Annotated in this window: 17 protein-coding genes; 12 read left to right on the forward strand and 5 right to left on the reverse strand. The window is 67.5% G+C overall.

Features of this window, described 5'->3' with window-relative positions:
• Window positions 1-3: 3 nt before the first annotated feature.
• The 11 genes from J2848_RS24750 (at window position 4) to J2848_RS24800 (ending at window position 11,640) form a co-directional block, all read left to right on the forward strand.
• Window positions 4-1,623 (forward strand): rhodanese-like domain-containing protein, encoded by a 1,620-nt coding sequence (locus tag J2848_RS24750; protein WP_149233011.1) that lies wholly within the window; start codon window positions 4-6, stop codon window positions 1,621-1,623.
• Between the two features lie 11 nt (window positions 1,624-1,634).
• Window positions 1,635-2,624 carry an ABC transporter substrate-binding protein gene (locus J2848_RS24755; protein ID WP_149233012.1) on the forward strand — a complete coding sequence of 330 codons (990 nt, stop codon included), beginning with the start codon at window positions 1,635-1,637 and terminating at the stop codon, window positions 2,622-2,624.
• A gap of 17 nt (window positions 2,625-2,641) precedes the next feature.
• Entirely contained in the window at window positions 2,642-3,547 is a 906-nt protein-coding gene (locus J2848_RS24760) for a LysR substrate-binding domain-containing protein (RefSeq protein WP_149233013.1), read from the forward strand.
• Between the two features lie 128 nt (window positions 3,548-3,675).
• A complete protein-coding gene (locus tag J2848_RS24765; protein WP_149233014.1) occupies window positions 3,676-4,488 on the forward strand; it encodes an ABC transporter permease subunit in 813 nt (270 codons plus the stop codon).
• Between the two features lie 6 nt (window positions 4,489-4,494).
• Window positions 4,495-5,340, forward strand: a complete 846-nt coding sequence (locus J2848_RS24770) for an ABC transporter ATP-binding protein (protein WP_149233015.1) — start codon at window positions 4,495-4,497, stop codon at window positions 5,338-5,340.
• Window positions 5,341-5,368: 28 nt separating this feature from the next.
• Window positions 5,369-6,391 carry an ABC transporter substrate-binding protein gene (locus J2848_RS24775; RefSeq protein ID WP_149233016.1) on the forward strand — a complete coding sequence of 341 codons (1,023 nt, stop codon included), beginning with the start codon at window positions 5,369-5,371 and terminating at the stop codon, window positions 6,389-6,391.
• Window positions 6,392-6,440: 49 nt separating this feature from the next.
• A complete protein-coding gene (locus tag J2848_RS24780) occupies window positions 6,441-7,580 on the forward strand; it encodes an LLM class flavin-dependent oxidoreductase (protein ID WP_149233017.1) in 1,140 nt (379 codons plus the stop codon).
• A gap of 7 nt (window positions 7,581-7,587) precedes the next feature.
• Window positions 7,588-8,547, forward strand: a complete 960-nt coding sequence (locus J2848_RS24785; protein ID WP_149233018.1) for a D-isomer specific 2-hydroxyacid dehydrogenase family protein — start codon at window positions 7,588-7,590, stop codon at window positions 8,545-8,547.
• Window positions 8,548-8,574: 27 nt separating this feature from the next.
• Window positions 8,575-9,360, forward strand: a complete 786-nt coding sequence (locus J2848_RS24790; RefSeq protein WP_149233019.1) for a class II aldolase/adducin family protein — start codon at window positions 8,575-8,577, stop codon at window positions 9,358-9,360.
• Between the two features lie 39 nt (window positions 9,361-9,399).
• Entirely contained in the window at window positions 9,400-10,404 is a 1,005-nt protein-coding gene (locus J2848_RS24795; protein ID WP_149233020.1) for an ABC transporter substrate-binding protein, read from the forward strand.
• 30 nt (window positions 10,405-10,434) lie between these two features.
• Window positions 10,435-11,640 (forward strand): acyl-CoA dehydrogenase family protein, encoded by a 1,206-nt coding sequence (locus J2848_RS24800; RefSeq protein WP_149233021.1) that lies wholly within the window; start codon window positions 10,435-10,437, stop codon window positions 11,638-11,640.
• Between the two features lie 38 nt (window positions 11,641-11,678).
• On the opposite strand, the gene J2848_RS24805 is transcribed toward J2848_RS24800, so the two are convergent.
• A complete protein-coding gene (locus tag J2848_RS24805) occupies window positions 11,679-14,798 on the reverse strand; it encodes a P-loop NTPase fold protein (protein ID WP_149233022.1) in 3,120 nt (1,039 codons plus the stop codon).
• A 183-nt stretch (window positions 14,799-14,981) separates the two neighbouring features.
• On the opposite strand from J2848_RS24805, the gene J2848_RS24810 reads away from it, so the two are divergent.
• Window positions 14,982-15,284 (forward strand): cbb3-type cytochrome c oxidase subunit I, encoded by a 303-nt coding sequence (locus J2848_RS24810; RefSeq protein ID WP_281288610.1) that lies wholly within the window; start codon window positions 14,982-14,984, stop codon window positions 15,282-15,284.
• A gap of 115 nt (window positions 15,285-15,399) precedes the next feature.
• Here J2848_RS24810 and J2848_RS24815 read toward each other — a convergent pair whose 3' ends face one another.
• The 4 genes from J2848_RS24815 to kdpB form a co-directional block, all read right to left on the reverse strand.
• On the reverse strand, window positions 15,400-16,098 hold the full coding sequence (locus tag J2848_RS24815) for a response regulator (RefSeq protein ID WP_149233023.1): 699 nt from the start codon (window positions 16,096-16,098) through the stop codon (window positions 15,400-15,402).
• Window positions 16,095-18,833, reverse strand: a complete 2,739-nt coding sequence (locus tag J2848_RS24820; RefSeq protein WP_149233024.1) for a DUF4118 domain-containing protein — start codon at window positions 18,831-18,833, stop codon at window positions 16,095-16,097. The genes J2848_RS24815 and J2848_RS24820 overlap by 4 nt, the downstream gene beginning before the upstream one ends.
• 134 nt (window positions 18,834-18,967) lie before the next feature.
• The gene (locus J2848_RS24825) at window positions 18,968-19,588 is read right to left on the reverse strand and encodes a K(+)-transporting ATPase subunit C (protein WP_149233025.1); all 621 of its coding nucleotides are present in this window, start codon (window positions 19,586-19,588) and stop codon (window positions 18,968-18,970) included.
• Between the two features lie 10 nt (window positions 19,589-19,598).
• Window positions 19,599-21,707, reverse strand: a complete 2,109-nt coding sequence (kdpB, locus tag J2848_RS24830) for a potassium-transporting ATPase subunit KdpB (RefSeq protein WP_149233026.1) — start codon at window positions 21,705-21,707, stop codon at window positions 19,599-19,601.
• Window positions 21,708-21,716 lie beyond the last annotated feature (9 nt).

Here is a 21,716-nt window from a genome sequence, read left to right on the forward strand (position 1 = left end):
ACCATGACCGCCGCAGTACCGCTCGCCACCCGCCGTCCCGCCGACATCCGCCGCGCCTGGATCGAACGCGACGAGGTCGCCCTGCTCGACACGCGGGAGGAAGGCCCCTACTCCCTGGCCCATCCGCTCTTCGCCGTCTCCGTCCCGCTCAGCCGGGTGGAACTGCTGGCCTACGACCTGCTGCCGCGGCGTGACGTGCCGATCACGGTCTATGATGACGGCGAGGGCTACGCCGAACCCGCCGCCCGCCGGCTCCAGGCGCTGGGCTACAGCGACGTGACTCTGCTGGAAGGCGGGCTGGCCGGCTGGATCGCCGCCGGGTTCGAGGTCTATCGGGATGTGAACGTGCCCAGCAAGGCCTTCGGCGAGTGGGTGGAGCATCACCGTCACACCCCCTCGCTGCCGGCGGCGGAGGTCAAGGCGCTGATCGACGCCAAGGCCGATCTGGTCATCCTCGACGCCCGCCGTTTCGAGGAATACCGCACCATGTCGATCCCCGGCGGCATCAGCGTGCCGGGCGCTGAACTGGTGAAGCGTGTCCACGACATCGCCCCCAACCCCAACACCCTGGTGGTGGTCAATTGCGCCGGCCGTACACGGTCGATCATCGGCACGCAATCGCTGGTCAATGCCGGCATCCCCAACCGGGTGGCTGCCCTGCGCAACGGCACCATCGGCTGGACACTGGCCGGGCTGACGCTGGACAGCGGTCGCGAGGGCCGCTTCCCCGAGGTCTCGGCAGAAGGCGACGCCGCCGGGCGACGGGCGGCGCGCGCGGTGGCCGACCGGGCCGGCGTCGGCCGGATCGACGCGAAGACGCTCGAGCGTTTCCGCGGCGACGAGCGCCGCACGCTCCACCTTTTCGACGTGCGCACGCCGGAGGAGTATGAGGCCGGCCATCTGCCGGGCTTCCGCCACGCCGCCGGCGGCCAGCTGGTCCAGGCGACCGACGAGCATGTCGCCGTGCGCGGCGCCCGCATCGTTCTGGCCGACGATCCGGCCGGCGGCGGCGGTCCGCGCGCCGACATGACCGCCTCCTGGCTCGCCCAGCTCGGCTGGGAGGCGCATGTGCTGGAGGGCGACGTGTCGGCCCTGGGCAGCGAGAGTGGCCTCGACCGCCGCCGCCTGCCGCCGGAACCGGAGGTGGGAGCGGAGACTATTGCCCCGCGCGACCTGCTGGCCCTGCTGGAGAGCGGCGAGGCGGTGGTGATCGACATCACCCGCAGCCCGCGCTATCGCGCCGGCCACATTCCGGGAGCGTATTTCTCCACCCGCGCCCGGCTGGCCGCAACGATCGCCCGCCTGCCCAAGGGCGTACGGCCGGTGCTGACCTGCGGCGACGGCACACTGACCCGTTACGCCATCGCCGACTTCCCCCCCACTGATTTTTCAGGCGGTCGGCGCCCACTGCTGCTGGCAGGTGGCACCAAGGGCTGGGTGGCGGCTGGGTTGCCGCTCAGCACCGACCTCGACCGGCTGGGGGGCGAACCCGACGACGTCTACAAGCGCCCCTACGAGGGCACCGACAACAGCGCCGCCGCCATGCAGGGCTACATCGACTGGGAGCTTGAACTGGTCGATCAGTTGAAGCGCGACGGCGCCCACAATTTCCACGTCATCTGACGGAGGCCGGCATGACCATGTTCCCCGACACGCTCCCGTCATTGTCGCGCCGCCATGCCCTGGGTCTCGGCATCGGCGCGCTCGCCACCGGCCTCCTGCCCCTGCGGCAGGCGCGGGCGGCCATTCCCGCCGGCACGGTGCTGAAGGTCGGCGACCAGAAGGGCGGCGTGCAGTCGGTGATGGAGGCCGCCGGGCTTCTGGCCGACCTGCCATACCGCATCGAATGGAGCCAGTTCCCGGCAGCCGCCCCGCTGCTGGAGGCGCTGAATGCCGGCGCCATCGAAATCGGCTATGCCGGCGACGCGCCGACCACCTTCGCGCTGGCGGCCGGCACCGCGGCGAAGATCATCGGCGCCGTCCGCTCCAACCCGCAGAGCACGACCATCCTGGTGCCGGGCGCCTCCCCCATCCGCAGCGTCGCCGACCTGAAGGGCAAGACCGTCGGCACCGGGCGAGGTTCCATCGGCCATTACCTCGTGCTGGCGGCGCTGAAGGCGAACGGCCTGAAGCCCGACGACGTGAAGATCGCCTTCCTGCTGCCGTCGGACGCCAAGTCGGCACTCGCCGCCGGGTCGATCGACGCATGGTCGACCTGGGGCATCTACGTGTCGCAAGCGCTGCTGGTGGACGGCGCCCGCGCGGTCGTCACCGGCACCGGGCTGATGAGCGGCCTGTCCTATCAGTCCGCCACGCTGGAGGCCATCGCCACCAAGCGCGAGGCGCTGGCTGACCTGATCCGCCGCACCGCCGCCGCCCGGCTGTGGGCGCTGGAGAACAGCAACGCCTATGCCGACATCTGGGCCAAGGCGGTCGGCGTCGATCCCACCATCGCCCGCCATACCTTCGGCGTCGAACGGGCTCGGCCGGTCGCCATCGACACCTCGGTCATCGCCGACCAGCAGGCAACCGCCGATGTCTGGCGGGAGTTCGGCATCATCCCGAAACGGCTGGATGCCGCGGCGATCTTCGATCCCGGCTTCAACAGCGCGCTGCCGGTTTGACGACGCCGGAGCGCGGAATGGCGATGCTCCCCACCAACCTCGACATGGATGTACTGCGGGCGCTGGTGATCGCCATGGAGCATGGCGGCTTCGCCCGCGCCGCGGAACGGCTCGGGCGGACCCAGTCGGCGATCAGCCTCCAGATGAAGAAGCTGGAGGAGCAGGTCGGCCAGCCCCTGTTCCGCAAGGCCGGCCGCACGGTGGCGCTGACCGATGCCGGGGACCTGCTGCTGGGCTATGCCCGCCGCATCGTCGCCCTGAACGACGAGGCACTCTCGGCCGCCCGCGGCCGGGCGATGGACGGTACCGTGCGCGTCGGCTTTCCCCAGGATCTGGCGGAACGCTGGCTCCCCGCCGTGCTCGGCTCCTTCCACCGCGATCACCCGCGCATCCATGTCGAGGCCCAGGTCGGCCGGGGACGCGAACTGCGCGAGCGGGTGGCGCAGGGTGCGCTGGATCTCGCCCTGGCCTTCGGCGAGATCGGCGGCAATCCGGGCGCAACGGCGTTCGGCGCCGTGACGCTGGCCCACCTTCCCGTGGCCTGGGTGGCGCCCGGCGGTTTCCACATCGACGTGGAGAACCCATTACCCCTGGCTCTGCTCGACTCACCCTGCATGTTCCGTCAGCACGGCATTGAGCGGCTGGACGGCGGCGGGCGACCCTGGCGCATCACCTTCACCAGTCCCAGCCTGTCCGGCCTGTGGGCGGCGGTGGAGGCCGGATTGGGCATCACCATCCGCACGCCGCTCGGGCTGCCCGACACGCTGGCGATCCTTGATCCGCATGTCGGGCTGCCGGAACTGGGATCGGTTCCGCTGGAACTGCATCGCGCACCTTCCGCCGCCAACCCGGCGGTTGACCGTCTGCACGGGATCCTGGCTGACTCACTGGCTGCGGTTCTGCGCGACGCAGGCGCGCATTAATAACATTTGTTTTATGTTACTTAAGTTTTTCTCAACAGTGTAGTTTGTGTTTTTTGTTTTTCCTATTCACGCAATAGGGATAGGCTTTTTCCCGTAGCCAACGCAATTGAACGGCCTCGGGAGGGACCATGACGGCAGCCACCGCGACCCAAAGGACGGGCAACCGATCCCGTATATGGACGCTTCCGGCGGGTCTGCGCCGCTGTGCGGTGCCGATGGCGCTGCTGGTGCTGTGGCAGGCCAGCGTCGGGCTGGGATGGATTTCCACCCGCTCCATCCCCTCGCCAAGCCAGATCCTGACTGCCTTCTGGGACCTGACGGTCAGCGGCGAACTGGCGGTGCATTTGCTGGTGTCGCTCGGCCGGGTCAGCGCCGGGCTCGCCATCGGCGTGTCGGCCGGCACCATCTGCGCCCTGATCGCCGGCCTGTCGCGGCGGGGGGAGGATGCGCTGGACGCCCTGCTGCAAATGCTGCGCACCCTGCCGCATCTGGCGCTGGTGCCGCTGTTCATCCTATGGTTCGGCATCGGCGAAACGCCGAAGATCGCCCTGGTGGCGCTCGGCACCGCCTTCCCGATCTACCTCAACCTGTTCGCCGGCATCCGCACCGTCGACGCCAAGGTGGTGGAGGCCGTCTCCACCCTTGGCCTGACCCGGTGGGAGATGATCGCCCAGGTCATCCTGCCGGGCGCCCTGCCCGCCTTCCTGACCGGCCTGCGCTATGCGCTCGGCGTCGCCTGGCTCAGCCTCGTGGTGGGGGAGCAGATCAACGCCTCCAGCGGCATCGGCTATCTGGCGATGACGGCGCGGGAGTTCCTGCGCACCGACGTGATCATCGTCGCCCTGATCGTCTACGCCATCCTCGGCCTGCTCGCCGACCTGATCGTCCGCTTCATCGAACGCTCGGCGCTGGTCTGGCGCCCGGCCTTCATCAAGGAGTGACCCTCGATGAGCCACGCCCTTTCCCGGATCGCCACTCCCCAATCCACCATCGGCAAGCCGGTCGTCAGCGTCCGCGGCCTCGTCCGCAACTTCGGCAACGGCAATGTGCTGGACGGCCTGTCGCTCGACCTTCAGCCGGGCTCCTTCACCGCCCTGCTCGGCCGCTCCGGCTGCGGCAAGTCCACGCTGCTGCGCACGCTGGCGAAGCTGGACCCGGCGCCGGAAGGCACCGTGCAACTGCCGGACGAGCGCGCCGTGGTGTTCCAGGAGCCGCGGCTGGTGCCCTGGATGCGGGTGCTGCGCAACGTCACACTCGGCCTGCGCCATCCGGATGCGGAAGAGCGCGGCCTCGCAGCCCTGGCGGAGGTCGGGTTGTCCCACCGCGCCCGCGCCTGGCCGCTGACCCTGTCCGGCGGCGAGGCACAACGGGCGGCGCTGGCCCGTGCCCTGGTCCGTGAACCGCGCCTGCTTCTGCTGGACGAACCCTTTGCTGCGCTGGACGCCCTGACCCGGATGCGCATGCAGGGTCTGGTGGAGACGCTGTGGCACGCCCATGCTCCCGCCGTCCTGCTGGTAACCCACGACGTGGACGAGGCGCTGCTGCTGGCCGACCGCGCCGTGGTGATGGCGAACGGCAGGATCGCCGCCGACATCCCGATCCCGCTCGCCCGCCCGCGCCGCCACGGCGACCCCGGCTTCATCGCTCTGCGCTCCCGCCTGCTGGCCGAGCTGGGCGTCGATGAGGAACATCTGGCCGCGCGGGAACCGCAACGCACCGACGCCAGGGCGTCCGGCGCAAAGCCGGGCGGCTACGGCCTTCCCGCCGGTGCTGCCGCCGCACCCAGCCTCTGATTCTCAAAGCCGACGGATCCCGCCCGCCATGACGACCGATTTTGTCCGCCTTCCCTCCGCCCCGATCGGCCGCCGCAGCCTGTTGCGCGGTGCCGCCGGAGCCTGCGGCGCCCTGGCGTTCGGCGGCCTGCCTTCCCTGTCGCAGGCCGCTTCCGGCCCCACCACCGAAACCGTCCTGCGCATCGCCGACTACAAGGCGCTGGACGGGCTGTCGCTGGAGGCGTCGGGCAATGCCCAGTCCACCTACCGGTCGCAGTTCGCCGAGTTCGCGTCGGGCAACCTGATCGTCGAGGCGATCAATGCCGGCTCCATCGACGTAGGTTCCAGCAGCGAGATCCCGCCGGCCTTCGGCATCGCCGCCGGCGCCCGCCTGTCGATCGTCGCCGTCATCAAGGACGACGTGAACTGGCAGGTGGTCCTGGTGCCGCCGGACAGCCCGATCAGGTCGGTCGCCGACCTGAAGGGCAAGCGCGTCGGCTATGTCCGCGCCACCACCACGCAATATTACCTCGCGAAGATGCTGGGCGAGGCCGGCCTGCGCTTCACCGACATCCAGCCGGTCAGCCTGACCCCGTCGGAGGGGCAGGCCGCCTTCGAACAGGGCGCGCTCGATGCCTGGGCGATCTACGGCTATTCGGTGCCCTTCGCCATCAAGAAGGGCGCGCGGGTCCTCATCACCTCCAACGGCTACCTGTCGGGCAATTACCTGTATCTCGCCTCCCCCGAGGCACTCGTCGATCCCGGCAAGTCGGCCGCCATCGGCGACTATTTCCTGCGGCTGCGCCGTGCCTTCGCCTGGCGCGCCGCCAACCTGGAGCGCTGGGCCCAGGTCCATTCCGCCGCCATCGGCGTGCCGGTCGAAACCGATCTGGAAATCCTGCGCAGGAACTCCCGCCAGCGCGATCTGGCACCGATCACCGATGCCGACGTCGCCTCGGCACAGAACGTCGCCGACACCTTTCACCAGCTGGGCGTGCTGCCCAGGCGCATCGACATCGCCCCGGCCTTCGACCGGCGCTTCACCGACATCCTGTCGCGTCCGCTCAGCTGAGCCGGCGCCATCCCGATCCCTCGCCAGCCATAAAATGGGGAACACCGCCATGACCGCCACTCATCATTCCGCCTCCCACACCACGTCGGCCCACCCCCTGCGCTTCGTCGGCTTCGTCGGCAACCACAACGCGTCGGAGATCATCCCGCGCCAGGGACCGGTGGTGGACCGCGACTATATCGAGACGGTCGCCAAGGCACATGAGCTGGGCGGTTTCGATTCGGTGCTCCAGGCCTTTCATGCCGACGCACCGGACAGCCTTCAGGTCAGCCAGCATATCACCAGCGTCACCGACCGGCTGGGCGTGCTGATCGCCCACCGCCCCGGCTTCCAGGCGCCGACCATCCTGGCCCGCCAGCTCGCGACCCTCGACCAGCTGAGCCGCGGCCGTGTCTCCATCAACGTCATCACCGGTGCGGAGCGCAGCGAGCTTGCCCGCGACGGCAACACGGTGGACGACAAGGACGACCGCTACGCCCGCACGTCGGAATTCCTCGACATCGTCCGCGCCGAGTGGACCAGCGACAAGCCCTTCGACTATCAGGGCCGCTTCTATCAGGTCGAGAAGGCCTTCTCCCAGGTGAAGCCCTACGACCCGTCGGGCATCCCGGTGTGGATCGCCGGTGCCTCCGCGGCGGCCGTCGAGGTCGCCGGGCGCCATGCCGACACCTATGCGGTGTGGGGCGAGACCCACGATCAGGTGCGCGAGCTGCTGGCCCGCGTGCGCTCCGCCGTCGCCAAGGCGGGCCGTCCGCAGCCGGCCTTCAGCCTGTCGCTGCGCCCGATCCTTGCCGAGACGGAAGACGCCGCCTGGGCCAAGGCCGAGGCCATCTACGACAAGGCCAAGGCGCTGCTGGAAAAGACCGGCTTCACCCGCGGCGACCTGCCGAACAACGAGGGGGCCCGCCGCCTGCTCGCCATCGCCGATAAGGGCCACCGTCACGACAAGCGTCTGTGGACCGCCATCGCCGCCCTGACCGGGGCCAAGGGCAACTCGACCTCGCTGGTCGGCACGCCGGATCAGGTCGCCGACGCGCTGCTGGATTATTACGACCTCGGCGTTACCACCTTCCTGATCCGCGGCTTCGACCCGCTGCCCGACGCCATCTCCTACGGGCGGGACCTGCTGCCGCGCGTCCGCCAGCTGGTGGCCGAACGCCAGCGCGCCCAGGCCGTCGCGGCGGAGTGAGGCCAAGGTGGCGGGCCGGTCCCCGATCATCCTCAACCAGCTGGGTCCCGTGGTGGGGGAGCGTATCGCCGCCCATCCTTCCCGGCCGACGGTGCTGGAGCATCAGGCCGGCCGCATGCCCTGGGACCTGCCGGCCGGTGTCGAGGTTCTGCTGACCCGCCCTTTGATCGGGTGGGAGGGGGCGCCCGACCTCCCTCCTCCCGGCTGGGGAGAAGGCTTGCGCTGGATTCAGTCAGCCTCCACCGGCATGGACTTCTACCCGCCCTGGCTGCTCGACGGTGCGCCTCTGGTCACCTGCGCCCGTGGCGTGTCGGCGGTCGCCATCGCCGATTACGTGATCACGGCGATCCTGGCCTTCGAGAAGCGGTGGGATGCCATCCGCCTGCGCAGGCCGGAGGACTGGCGGCGGGAGACGCTGGGCAGCCTGTCCGGCAAGCGGCTGGGGCTGGCCGGCTTCGGCGCCATCGGCCGGGCAGTGGCCGAGCGGGCGCTCGCTTTTGGACTCAACGTCGGGGCGGTGCGCCGCTCCGGCTGGGTCGGGCCGGAACCGGGCGTCGAGCCGTTCGGCCGGCTGGAGGATTTGGCGGCGGCCAGCGACCATCTGGTGCTGGCCATGCCGCTGACGGCGGCCACGCGCGGTCTGGTCGGGGCCGACCTGCTGGCCCGGTCCAAGCCGGGGCTGCATCTGGTCAACGTCGCCCGCGGCGCGCTGGTCGATCAGGCTGCACTGCTCGCCGCCATCGAGAGCGGCCGGATCGCCGGCGCCACGCTGGACGTGACCGACCCCGAACCGCTGCCCGCCGGCCATCCCTTCTACCGCCACCCCGCCATCCGCCTGACGCCGCACGTCTCGTGGTCCGCCCCCGATTTCGACCGGCGGCTGGCCGACCGCATCCTCGCCAACCTCGACGCCTACGCATGCGGCGAACCGCTGCGCGACGTGGTGAACGCCGACACCGGCTACTGACCCCATTCCCGACGGAGCCCTTGCCCGATGACCCATATCCAACCCAGACCGCGGAAGTTCTGGCCGCCGGTCGATCCGGTCAGCTACACCAGCGTCGAGGAGGAGCGGCAGCACCGCAAGCAGCGCCTCGCCGCCACCTTCCGCCTGTTCGGCCGTTACGGCTTCGACCAGGGGCTGGCCGGCCATGTCACCGCGCGGGATCCCGAACATCCCGACCGCTTCTGGATCAACCCGCTGGGCCAGCATTTCCGAACCATCCGGGTGTCGGACCTGCATCTGGTCGACGGCGACGGCACCATCCTGCAAGGCGACCGCGCCATCAACCAGGCCGGCTTCACCATCCATTCCGCCATCCACCGGGCACTGCCGGAGGTGGTGGCCGCCGCCCACACCCACTCCACCTACGGCAAGGCATGGTCGGCGCTCGGCCAGCCGCTCGCTCCGCTGAGCCAGGATTCCGCCGCCTTCTACGAGGATCAGGTGATCTTCGATCCCTATTCCGGTGTCGTTCTGACCGAAGGCGAGGGCAAGCGGCTGGTGGAGGCGCTGGGCGACAGGAAGCTGGCGATCCTGAAGAACCACGGCCTGTTGACCGTCGGCCCGACGGTGGAGGCCGCAGCCTGGTGGTTCATCAGCGCCGACAACGCCGCCCATACCCAGCTGCTGGCCGAAGCTGCCGGCCGGCCCCAGCCCATCGACCATGAGACGGCGCTGCTGACCCGCTCCCAGGTCGGTACCCACCAGGGCGGCGCCTACAACTTCCACCCGTTGTGGGAATGGATCGTGGCGGCCGAACCCGACCTGCTCGACTGACCCACCTCCGTCCCATTCTTTCGCGAAAGCATAATAATGATGACCGCGAATCCGGCCCCCACCCTTTCCCGCCCTCTTTCCCGCCGCGGCCTGATCACCGCTGGCGCCGTCACCCTCGCCGCCCCCTTCGTCCTGCGCCGCCGGGCGGTGGCGGCGGAACCGCTGCGCCTGTCCTGGAATGCCGGCGCCGTCTGCTTCTCCGCCGTGCCGCTGGCCTTCCAGCTCGACCTGTTCAAGAAGCACGGGCTGGAGGTCGAGCTGGTCAACTTCACCGGCTCCACCGACCAGTTGCTGGAAGCCATCGCCACCGGAAAGGCCGATGCCGGCGTCGGCATGGCGCTGCGCTGGCTGAAACCGCTGGAACAGGGTTTCGACGTGAAGATCTCCGCCGGCCTGCATGGCGGCTGCATGCGGCTGTTCGGTGCGAAGGCGGCCGGCGTGAAGACCGTGCTGGACCTGCCGGGCAAAGTCATCGGCGTAAGCGACATGGCCAGCCCGTCGAAGAACTTCTTCTCGGTCGTGCTGACCAAGTTCGGCCTTGATCCGAACAAGGATGTCGAATGGCGCCAGTTCCCCGCCGACCTGCTGGGTCTGGCGGTCGAGAAGGGGGAAATCCACGCCATCGCCGACGGCGACCCGCTGGTGTGGAGCCAGACCAAGAACCCGCAGATGGTGGAGATCACCAACAACGTCTGCGGCGAGTTCGCCACCCGCACCTGCTGCCTCGTCGGCGTGCGCGGCAGCCTGCTGCGCGACAACCGCCCGGCGGCCAAGGCGCTGACCACCGCCCTGATCGAGGCGCAGCACGCCGCCTATGCCGACCTGCGCGCCGCCGCCGCGGCCTATGCCCCCTTCGCCCCGAAATTCCCGGTGGAGGAACTGGAGGCGATGCTGCGCAGCCACGCCCACAACGTCACCCCCATCGGTGACGAGCTGCGCCAGCAGCTGGCGCTCTACACCGACGAGCTGAAGAGCGTGTCCGTCATCAAGCGTTCCACCGACAGCCAGCGCTTCGCCGGGCGCATCACGGTCGACCTCGCCTGAGTCCTGTCCATTGTAGCGGAACCGCCTGCCATGCCCTTCGACGACCTGCCCTTTCCGTCCACCCCGTTCGGTGAAGCCGGCACTGCCCCGGCGGTCGATCCGTCGCTGATCGCCGCCCTGTCGGCGGAGTTCGCGCAGCGCGCGGCCGAGCATGACGCCACCGCCAGCTTCCCCTTCGAGAATTTCGACCGGCTGGCGGGCGAAGGGCTTCCGGCGCTGGTCACGCCGGAATCGGCAGGCGGCAAGGGCGGCGGGCTGAGGGATGCGCTGGCGGTGGTGAACGGCATTGCCCATGGCGAGCCGTCCACTGCACTGGTCTTGGTGCTGCAATATGTCATCCACAACCAGCTCTGGCGCGGGCCCGCCTGGCCGGAGGCGCTTCGCGACCGCATCGCCTGCTCCGCCGCGACCGACGGCGCCCTGATCAACATCCTGCGCGTGGAGCCGGAACTGGGCACGCCCCACCGTGGCGGCCTGCCGGCGACGGTGGCGCGCAAGGTGCCGGGCGGCTGGCGCATTTCGGGAACCAAGATCTACTCCACCGGCATTCCGGCACTGTCCTGGCTCGGCGTCTGGGCGCGCACCGACGATGCCGAACCGCTGGTCGGCACCTGGGTGGTGCCGCGCGGCGCCGGTCTCGCCGAACAGGGGATCGAGGTGCGGGAGACCTGGAACCACATCGGCATGCGGGCGAGTGGCAGCCACGAGGTGATATTCCACGACGTCTTCGTCCCCGACGACCACGCCGGCGAGCTTCGCCCGCCCGCCGGGTGGGCCGCCCCCGATGCGGTCGCCACCGCCTGGATGGCGACCCTGTTCAGCGGCGTCTATGACGGCATCGCCCGCGCCGCCCGCGACTGGCTGGTTGGCTTCCTGCACGCCCGCAAGCCGACGGGGCTGAACGGCTCGTCGCTCGCCACCGTCCCGCGCCTGCAAGAGGCTCTGGGCGGGATTGAAGCATTGCTGCTGACCAACCGCATCCTTCTGCGCTCCCTGTCGGCGGCGGTCGACAACGGCGCTCCGCCCTCGCAAAGCGACAGTCTGCTGGTGAAATACACGGTGACCAACAACGCCATCGACGCGGTGGCGCGAGCGCTTGAGGTCACCGGCAACCCCGGCCTGTCGCGCGACAACCCGCTGGAACGCCATCACCGCGACGTCCTGTGCGCCCGTGTCCACGCCCCGCAGAATGACATGATCCTGACCGGTGCCGGGCGTGCCGCCCTGTCGCGGTGACAGTACGGGGAATGACGCAGAAGCAACACTTTCGGCATCTATGCAGGTGTCGCCTCCTCGACGGCCGCCCTCAGCGCTTCCGGTTTATGGAAGCTGAACCGGTCGACATATGGAAGCCAACGGCCGAACTCCTTCGATGCGGGTACGGGGTCGATGGCGCCAAGCAATACGTTCAACGCCTTCAACTGCTGCCGCAATCCGCTCTGGGCGTTGCCGCATCTTCCGATGATGTCCTCCACCAGTTCGGGCATGGGATGCGCTGACAGGCGCATCTCCCGGCGCAGCACCTGAGCGGCCCGCGGCAGGCCGATGTCGATTGCCAGCAGCATGACCAGAGCCTTGGCATCGGACGACAACGGCGATACCAGCCTGTTCAGATCGTCCTCGTTCACCTGCATGCGGATCAGGGCATAGACGTTGACCAGCCGCTTGGCGGCACGGGGAGTCGTGATGAAGGGTGCGGCTTCTTTCATGGCCGCGGCCTCGTGGTCGGTGAAGGTCAGCGGGGATGGCTGCAACCGTTGCTCGGCGGTCTGTTGCGATGGCACGTCGGGGCCGGGCTCTGCGCCCCCGCCATCCGGGGAGCCGCCGCCAATTGCACCGTCCGTCGGCGACACCGGCTCTGGTCTACGGACGGCCTGGGGTGCTTCCCTCGGGGTCAGGGCATCGATGAGTTTGCCGAATCCATCGGCCCCCATGCCCGGCACATGGTAGGGAACCTGGAAAATCTTCTCCAGGTAGTTCTGCGGGCTGAACTCGCTGGCCGTCCGTTCGTCTTCCGTCATTTTCTCGAAGCCCGGCAGATAGCGCACGTACAAGGACCGTTCAAGCCAGCGCGCGTCCACGGCGACGACGACGGCGAACAGGTCAAAGGCCAATAACAGATGCACCGCTTGCAGCACCTCGACCACGCGCGCCGGGTCACACCGGTCAAGGTCGTCGATATAAAGGACGATCCGTTCGACCCTTCTTTCACGACCGACGTTCAGTTCATCCAGTTTCTTTTTCAACAGTTCAAGATCCTGGCGAAGAACGGAGACGATGCCAGTGCCGTCCGTATAGTGCCGCTCGGCCGACCGATTGGTCAGGAACTCATACACGAGCGCGCCCGACTCCATCTTCTGCAACCGCGCCGCCGCTTCGGCGAGGTCCTTTTCGGCGGCCTGCGCGATTTGGCGCTTGGCTGCGATTTCCTGGTCGATCTCTCGGAGTTCAGTGATGATGGCATTGTCGGAATTGGCCTCGACGTTTCCCGCAGCCACCTTGCGGACACGGGTCACTGCTTCCGACAGGGTTTTGACCGCGTCGCGGGCCGATGCCAGCCTTTTGACCGCCCAACTTGTGAAAGCGGTGGCCGTGGCGATCCAGACCGATACGGGCGAGAAGACTCCCTTGGCGAGTTCGGGCAACCACGTCAGCACGGCTTCGCCGACGATCAATCCGAGGAGCAGAATCGCGCCGAACCGCAATGCCGCCGGCAACCGCCGGATGGGGCCGGGAATCAGCGCGGAAAGGCTCGCAAGGATCGCCTGCCCCTCCTTGAGGGATTTCTCGAGTTTCTCGACATCGTCGATCTTGCCCAGGCCCAGCGTCGTGATCGCGCTCATCACTTCGGGCTTGATCAGGCGGACGTCGGACAGGAACAGGCCCCGCGTCACCTTCTCGCGCTGCTGCTGCAATTCGGCGACCCGATCCTCGCAGGCCCGGCGGGCCTGTTCGGCCGCGGCGATGGCCTCCTCCGCCTCCAGTCTCGCGCGTCGGCTGGACTCGATCTTCTCGGCCAAAGCCCGGCGAATCCTGGTGGCTTCCTTGGAAGGTTCTTCAGGGTTGGCATTGGACAGCTCCGCCGCCACACCTTCGAAGATGCGAAGCGCCAGAGATGCCCAAAGATTGCTGTCCAGATAATGCCATGCATTGAAGGTGATGTGGGCAACATTGGTACAGTATGCCTCAGTCAGAGACTCTTTCTCCTCCCTGGCGATATTTTCCATTCTTTGACGGATCAGCTTCATGAAGAAGCTTTTACCGCTGCCCCAATTCCCGAAAAGCCCGATCGCCAAAGGCAGAGTGACCTTACGGGACGCCAGCAGCCGGGCGAACGTCTCGGCCTCCATCTCGATGCCAAGGCAGTCCCTGGCATTTTTGCTATCGACCGCGTCGTTGGTGAAGTGAGGCTGGTTGGCCGAAACGGGCTGCGGCCGGGCATCTTCGAACCCGACGAACCGCCGCTTTGCCATTGCTTCGGCATCACGATCGATAACCACCAGAATAATGTGGAGCGGGGTGGTGAGCCGGGTGCCGTTAAGGATGGAATAAAATTCGTCCAGCACCTGACCGATGCTGAGTTGCGCTGCGCCCAACAATGGAAGAACGATCCGGCGAAACGTGTTCGGAAGCGAGAGAATGGATTTCAGTGCTTCTCCCGGAACAATACCTTTTTCACCATATGCCGTTGCAAGGATCAGATAATCGACGTTTCCTGTCTTCCTCTTCAAGACAACAGGTGTATTCGTCCCAAATTCCGGCGGCATAGCACTTTCCAGAATGCTATCGAACATCACCTCATCGCTTTGGTCATTTGCCAATGACCGATATGTCGCTCCGGTCAATGTTCCACCGACGCCCAACGGCAAAACGAACGCGTCGGCCTCCAGCATCCATCCCTTGTCGGTCCGGGCTACCGACACGGTCGGCCGATATAGAAGGGGAGCAGAGTCGGTGTCACCGGCATTAACCAGAAACGACCGTATCGGATCGGCCGCCATAGGAAATCGTCTCAGCAATCCTTCAATTTCCTGCGCACCCCACAGGATGATATTGCCTGAAGAAGCCTGCCTCGCGGCTCGGGTGTAATCGCTGTTCGCGATCAGGAGCCAAGCGGCCCTCCCTTTTCCGGAACGGGCTTGTGCCTTCGATCTTCGGATCGTCTCGAAGCCAATTGATAGATTACTGAATTTCACTTCGACGTTTACCGGACCCGGAATGCCGATCGGAGTTCCATCTTCGATAAACAGATCGCCGTCTTCTCTCGACATATGAGGATATGTGAAGATTCTAATCCCTGGAATAAGCTGGAGCATCTTCACGACGGCGGATTCAAAGGTGGAGCCGGAAGGAGTGACCGCAACCCGATCCTGATCGACTGGATTTTCCACCATCTAGGCCTCGCGCCCCTTTTTTTGCATTACGACAAAATGGTCCGCACCAACCGTGCAACGCGTTCCACCGTTACCATTAATTGAAAATCTGCTCATTCTTAACAAGAAATCGTTACGCGATGCATTCTTTGAGCGCCTAACAGAACCATCTCTGAGGACGGCGACGCCCTGCTGTAGCAGCACCTGTTCTGGTTCTTCGGCCATCCGGAGGTCTACATCATCTTCCTGCCGGCGACGGGCTTCGTCTCCTCCATCCTGCCGACTTTCGCGCGCTGGCCGATCTTCGGCTACACGGCGCTGGTGCTGGCGCTGTTCGCCACCAGCTTCCTGGAGTTCGGGCCGCGAGTACACCACATAGCTGCACATCCCGGTCACGCCCATCGGAATCGGGAGAAGCCAAGCCGACTGCCCGGCGATGCGGAATCCAAAAAGCCACTTCGCAAGCAGCGTTCCAGCAAGACGCGGGAAGACGGGCCTGTGGAGTGAACCCCTTCCGGGATTGTTGGTGCGGCCGGCCAAGCAGATGAAATTGCCCGCAACAATTGCCCCTACGGGCACCCATCCGGCAGGCCGGAGCAACCCCAAAGAAGACCTATCTGCTTCAATCCGGTGTCCGCAGCCGGTAGCCGACCCCCGTCTCGGTCAGAATGTGGTGAGGTCGTTCCGGATCGGGTTCGATCTTCTGCCGCAGCTGGCGAATGTATATCCGCAGATACTGGATGTCGGTTTCACCGCCCCACACTTCCTTGAGGATGAAGCGGTGGGTCAACACCTTGCCGGCATGGCCGACAAGAAGCCGCAGCAGGTCGTATTCGCGCGGCGACAGCTTCACATCCTCGCCGCGGACGGTGACGATGCGCCGGACCAGATCGACCGTCAGGTCGCCGCTGCGGAACAGCGGCCGCTCCCCCTGTTGTTGCAGCTTGTGGCGCATGGCCGTGCGGATGCGGGCCAGCAGTTCCTCGACCCCGAAAGGCTTGGTCACATAATCGTCCGCCCCGAGATCGAGCGCCTCGACCTTTCCGGCCTCGTCCACCCGACTGGACAGCACGATGATGGGCAGGGTCACGCCGCTTCCGCGCAGGCGCCGGATGACCTCCAGCCCATCGATGCCCGGCAACCCGAGATCGAGGACCAGCAGATCGGGGGAGCGTCGCCGCACCTCCTCCAGCGCCTTGGTCCCATCCTCCGCCTCGACGATGTCGTATCCCTGGGCCGTCAGGCTGGTGCGCAGAAAGCGCCGGATCGGCGGTTCATCATCGACGACGAGAACCCGCAACGGAATGGAGTCCGATTTCATGCGGCGGCTTCCTCTTCATATCCGGACACATCGGCAGCCTTGGGGAGGGTCAGGGTGAAGACGGCGCCGCTCCGGTCGCGGCGGTTGCCGGCCGTGACCGTCCCCCCCATCGCCTCGACGAACCCCCGGCAGATCGCCAGTCCAAGCCCGGTGCCGGCGCGCTGCCGGTCCTGGGCGTGAACACGATAGAACTTGTCGAAGATGCGCTCCACATCCTCGGGCGGAATGCCGCCGCCCTCGTCCAGCACCTCGATGCGGACGAGTCCGCCGTCCTGCCGTCCCCGCACGGTGATCAGGGAGCCGGCCGGCGCATATTTGCCGGCATTGTCGAGCAGGTTGAACAGCGCCTGTTCGATCAACACCGCATCGATGTCCACCATCGGCAGACCGGCGGAAAGATCGACCTCGACCCGATGGCCGGCGAGAATGCGGGACACCCGCTCCAATGCGCTGCCGACCACCTCGGACAGGTCGACCGCACCGGTGCGCGGCCGGATGGCCCCGGATTCCAGCCGCGTCATGTCCAGCAGGTTGGCGATGAAGCGGTTGAGCCGTTCCGCCTCCTCCTGGATGGTCGCCGCGAGGTCGCGCCGGTCATCCTCATCCATCATCGGTCCATAGCCGACGAGGCTGGTCGCCGAGCCCAGGATGGAGGCCAGCGGCGTACGCAGGTCGTGCGAGATCGAGGTGAGCAGGGCCGAGCGCAACCGCTCGGTTTCCGCCGCCAGCTTGCTGCGGTCGACATCCTCGGCAAGCGTGACCCGTTCGATCGCCAGGGCGGCCTGATCGATCAGCGCGTCGAGAAGCCGGCGTTCATCCGGTGTCAGGTAACCGCCGGTCCGCCCCTTTCCACCGCCGGTGTCGATGCCGACCACTCCGACGACCCCCCGCCCGGTGCGCATCGGCAGGAACAGCCACTTGGCGCCGGGCAGCGTATCCGCCCCCTTGCCGGTGGGCCGGTTGTTCTCCCATGCCCAGACCGCCGCGGCCAGATCGGCGTCCTCGATGACGTCCTCGGGCGGGTAACCGGCCCGGACCGCCACGTGGCCTTCGCCGGGGCCGTCCTGCGGCAGCAGCAGAACGACGTGGACCTTCAGCATGGCGGCGATCTGATAGGCGGTTGCCCACAGCAGGTCGTCCATGGTCACCACGCCGGCCAGCTTGCGGCTGAACTGGTAGAGGTCCTCCGTCGTCTTGGCGCGGAGCCGCGCGGTCACCGCCTGGGCGCGGACACGGGCGGTCAGGTTGCTGGCGATCACCGAGACGACGGCGAAGACCAGCAATGCCACGATGTTCTCCGGATCGGAAATGGTGAAGGTATAGAGCGGCGGCAGGAAGAAATAGTTGAAGGCGAGAACGCTGATCACGCTGGCATAGAGCGACGGAGCCAGCCCGCCGGTGACCGCGCTCGCCAGCACGGCGGTCAGGAAGACCAGCGCCATGTTGTTGAGGGCCAGCACCCGATGCAGCACATGCCCGGCACCCAGCGCCGCCGCGACATAGCCGGTGCTGGCGACATAAGGCCACCAGGCGAAGGCCCGCTGCCGCGCCGCTTCCGTCCTGACCGTCTTGGCGGGAAGCGGGGCGCCGGAACTGGCGGCGATGACATGCACGCTGATGTCACCCGCCCGCCGGATCAGGCTGTGCGCCACGGACCCGTGCAGCAGTTCGGACCAGCGCGGACGCGTGGATTTGGCAATGACGATGTGCGTGACGTTGTTGGTCAGCGCATAGTCGACGACGGTGTCGGCGACATCGCTGCCGGGCACGGTGACCGCCTCGCCGCCCAGCCGCTCCACCAGACGCAGCGTGTCGGCGATGCGGTCGCGGTCGGCCTCGCTCAGGCGCAGCGCCCGGCTCGTCTCGACATGGATGGCGCCCCAGCGGGCACGCAGACGTTCTGCCTGACGCCGGGCGTAGCGCACCAGGGCGCCACCGCTGGCGTCCTCGTTGATGCAGACCAGCAGCCGCTCGCCGGCGGCCCAGGGACCGGAGATGGCATGCGCCTGCATGTGCGTCAGAAGCTGCTCGTCGACGCGGTCGGCGGTGCGCCGCAGCGCCAGTTCGCGGAGTGCCGTCAGGTTTCCGGGGGAGAAATAATGCCGGATCGCCCGTTCGGCCGTGCGCGGGAGATAGATCTTGCCCTGCTGGAGGCGCTGGATCAGGTCGTCGGGCGCGATGTCGATGACCTCGATGTCGTCGGCCCGGTCGAGGATCGAGTCCGGCACCGTCTCGCGGACCCGGACGCGGGTGATCTTGGCGACGACGTCGTTCAGGCTCTCGACATGCTGGATGTTCAGGGTGCTGTAGACGTCGATGCCGGCCGCCAGTAGCTCTTCAACGTCGAGATAACGCTTCGGATGGCGGCCCCCGTCGGCGTTGGTGTGGGCCAGCTCGTCGACCAGCACGATCTTCGGGTGGCGGGCGAGGATGGCGTCCACGTCCATCTCGGTCAGCAGATGGCCCTTGTGCTCGATCTTGCGGCGCGGAATCATCTCCAGCCCGGCGACCAGAGCCTCCGTCTCGCGCCGGCCATGGGTTTCCACCACCCCGACGACGATATCGACGCCATCGCGGCGCTTGGCCTGGGCGGTTTGCAGCATTTCGAAGGTCTTGCCGACGCCGGGGGCCGCGCCGAGAAAGATCTTGAGCCGTCCTTGCGCCTCCTTCGCCGCCTGGCGCAGCAGCGCGTCGGGAGATGGCCGGCCGGCGCGGTCGCCCTGTTCGTCGGTCATGGCATCGTCCCTTTCCGCTCCCCGCCGTTCCAGATGCTGTCCCAAACCCGGCCTCAAGCCCGGCTATGGATTACTCCGCCGGCCGTTGCGGAGGATAGCCGATTCCGACAGTCCTTTTGCACAGCCCCGGCCGGCTACTTGCCCCCTGCCGCTTTGCCGTCCGCCCGATCCAGGGCGAGGTTGAGCGCCAGGACATTGACGGTCGGTTCACCCAGGAAGCCGAGCGGACGCGGTGCGGTGATTTCGGCGACCAGCCTGCGCACGGCGTCCTCCGGAAGGCCGCGGGCCTTGGCGACGCGCGGCACCTGGAAGTCGGCGGCCGCCGGCGACAGGTCGGGGTCGAGGCCGCTGCCGGATGTGGTCACCAGATTCACCGGGACCGGGGTGCCGGGATTCTCGGCTTTCAGCGTCTCGGCGTCGGCCTGCACGCGGTCGATTAGTGCCTTGCTCGTCGGACCAAGGTTGGAGCCCATCGAGTTCGCCGCGTTGTAGGGGGCCGGCACGGTCTTGGCCGGATCGGCGGGGTCGGCGCCGGTGGTGGCCGACGGGCGGGGATGGAAATAGCCTTCGCCGGTGAAATCCTGTCCGATCAGGCTGGAGCCGACGATTGTCCCGTTCCGCTCGATCAGGCTGCCGTTGGCCTGATGCGGAAACAGGACTTGCGCGGCGCCGGTGACGGCCAGCGGGTAGGCGAGCCCGGTGATCGCGGTCAGCGCGACGGTCATCACCAGGGCGGGACGCAGATCCTTCATCATGGAAGACTCCTCAAACCAAGCCGGCGGCGGTGACGATCAGGTCGATCGCCTTGATGCCGATGAAGGGCACCACGAGGCCGCCAAGGCCGTAAATCAGCAGGTTGCGACGGAGCAGCGAGGCGGCACCGACGGCGCGGTAGCGCACGCCGCGCAGCGCCAGCGGGATCAGCGCCACGATGATCAGCGCGTTGAAGATGATCGCCGACAGGATGGCGCTTTCCGGGCTGTGCAGCCCCATCACGTTCAGCGCCTGGAGCTGCGGGTAGAAGGCGAGGAACATCGCCGGAATGATGGCGAAATATTTCGCCACATCGTTGGCGATGGAGAAGGTGGTCAAGGCACCGCGGGTCATCAGCAGCTGCTTGCCGATCTCGACGATCTCGATCAGCTTGGTCGGGTCGCTGTCGAGATCGACCATGTTGCCGGCCTCGCGCGCCGCCACCGTGCCGGTGTTCATCGCCACCCCGACGTCGGCCTGGGCGAGCGCAGGCGCGTCGTTGGTGCCGTCGCCGCACATGGCGACCAGCTTGCCCTTCGCCTGCTCGTCGCGGATCAGCTGCAGCTTGGCTTCGGGCGTTGCCTGGGCGAGGAAATCATCCACCCCGGCCTCGGCGGCGATGGCGGCGGCGGTCATCGGATTGTCGCCGGTGATCATCACCGTGCGGATGCCCATCTGGCGCAGCGCGGCGAAGCGTTCGCGGATGCCGCCCTTGACGATGTCCTTCAGATGGATGATGCCGAGCAGCCGGCCGTCGCGCGCCACCGCCAGCGGCGTGCCGCCGCTCTTGGCCACTCGTTCGGATATCGCGAGGGTCTCGCGCTCCGCCGGGCCGGCGGCCGGGTGCAGGGCGGTCACACCGCGCCCACCGGCCACCGCCACGCGCTGCGATCCGCCGACATGGGCGAGCACCGCGTCCACGGCACCCTTGCGGATCACCGTGCCACCGGTGTCAATGCCGCTGATGCGGGTCTGGGCGGTGAAAGGGACGAAGGTGGCGTGCATCTCCTCCATCCTGCGGGCGCGGATGCCGTACTCCTCCTTGGCAAGCACAACGATGGAGCGGCCCTCCGGCGTCTTGTCGGCCAGCGAGGCGAGCTGGGCGGCGTCGGCCAGTTCCTCCTCGCTGACGCCGGCGACCGGCAGGAACTCGGCGGCCTGCCGGTTGCCCAGCGTGATGGTGCCGGTCTTGTCGAGCAGCAGCGTGTCGACGTCGCCCGCCGCCTCCACGGCCCGGCCGGACATGGCCAACACGTTGAAGCGTACCAGACGGTCCATGCCGGCGATGCCGATGGCCGACAGCAGCGCGCCGATGGTGGTCGGGATCAGCGTGACGAACAGCGCCACCAGCACCAGCACGCCGACCGAGCCGCCGGCATAGGCGGCGAAGCTGGGAATGGTCGCCACCGCGATGACGAAGACAATGGTCAGCCCGGCCAGCAGGATGTTCAGCGCGATCTCGTTGGGGGTCTTCTGGCGCTGGGCACCCTCCACCAGCGCGATCATGCGGTCGAGGAAGGTCGAGCCGGGTGCGGCGGTGATCCGCACCGTGATCTGGTCGGACAGCACCTGGGTGCCGCCGGTGACCGCCGAGCGGTCGCCGCCGCTTTCGCGGATGACCGGGGCGGATTCACCGGTGATGGCGGCCTCGTTGACCGAGGCGACGCCCTCCACCACCTCGCCGTCGGACGGGATGATGTCGCCGGCCTCGACCAGCACGAGGTCGCCGGGCTTGAGATCGGTGGCGGGCACCGTGCGGATGGTGCCGTTCTCCAGCCGCTTGGCGCTGGTCTCGGTGCGGGTCTTGCGCAGGCTCGCGGCCTGGGCCTTGCCGCGGCCCTCCGCCACCGCCTCGGCGAAGTTGGCGAAGATCAGCGTGAACCACAGCCAGACGACGATCTGGACGGCGAAGCCGGAGACACCTGCGCCGCTCACCGCATCGCGCAGGACCAGCAGGGTGGTGAGCGCCGCCACCACCTCGACGCAGAACATCACCGGGTTGCGGATCATCTGGCGCGGGGAAAGCTTGGCGATGGAGCCGCCGATGGCCGGCACCAGGATGGCGGGGTCCAGCAGGGTGCTGGCTGAAGACCGGCCCAACCGTTTGCTTTTGGCATGCATGGGAGCGTT

The sequence above is a fragment of the Azospirillum lipoferum genome (assembly GCF_024170005.1).
In the GTDB taxonomy this organism is placed as follows: Bacteria; Pseudomonadota; Alphaproteobacteria; order Azospirillales; family Azospirillaceae; genus Azospirillum; species Azospirillum lipoferum.